1 protein-coding gene and 1 pseudogene are annotated in these 796 nt (G+C 71.2%); both read left to right on the forward strand.

Features of this window, described 5'->3' with window-relative positions; genetic code table 11:
- Positions 1 to 288: pseudogene (locus AC27IO_RS24960) on the forward strand (lipoprotein-releasing system transmembrane subunit LolC); the annotation flags it as partial.
- Positions 281 to 796: ABC transporter ATP-binding protein (locus AC27IO_RS24965; RefSeq protein ID WP_498741310.1), on the forward strand; the 516-nt coding region annotated here is incomplete at its 3' end. The pseudogene AC27IO_RS24960 and the gene AC27IO_RS24965, both read left to right, overlap by 8 nt.

Raw genomic sequence — 796 nt, forward strand, 5'->3', positions numbered from 1 at the left:
GTGGTGCAGGGCGCGATGGTGGGCGTCATCGGCACGCTGGCCGGCCTGCTGCTGGGCCTGGGGATCGCGGTGAACATCGACGTGATCGTGCCGGCCATCGAGCACGCGCTGAACGCGAGCTTCCTGCCCAAGGACATCTACCTCATCAGCAAGATGCCGAGCGAGCCGCAAAGCAGCGACATCGTGCCCATCGGCATCATTTCCCTGGTGCTGGCCTTTGTGGCCACGCTCTATCCCAGCTGGCGCGCGAGCCGCGTGAGCCCCGCGGAGGCCCTGCGCTATGAATGACCTGTCCACGCCCGGCGCCGCCGCGCCCCATGCCGCTGCCGCCGCCCGCGGGCCGGTGGTCCTGCAGGCCCGGGGCCTGACCAAGCGCTTCACCGAAGGCCGCCTGGACGTCACCGTGCTGCAAGGGGTGGACCTGGATGTGCATGCCGGCGAGACGCTCGCCATCGTCGGCGCTTCGGGCTCCGGCAAGAGCACGCTGCTGCACCTGCTGGGCGGGCTGGATGCGCCCACCGCCGGCAGCGTGCAGCTGCAGGGCAAGGCCTTCGACACGCTCTCGGCCGACCGGCAGGGCCAGCTGCGCAACCAGCACCTCGGGTTCATCTACCAGTTCCACCACCTGCTGCCGGAGTTCAGCGCGCAGGACAACGTGGCCATGCCGCTGCGCATCCGCCGCATGCCGTATGCCGACTGCGTGGCGCAGGCGGTCGAGATGCTCACCGCCGTGGGGCTGGGCGGCCGGGTGCAGCACCGGCCGGCCGAGCTGTCCGGCGGCGAGCGCCAGCGCGTG

This window comes from Acidovorax sp. KNOB132 (assembly GCF_057541515.1).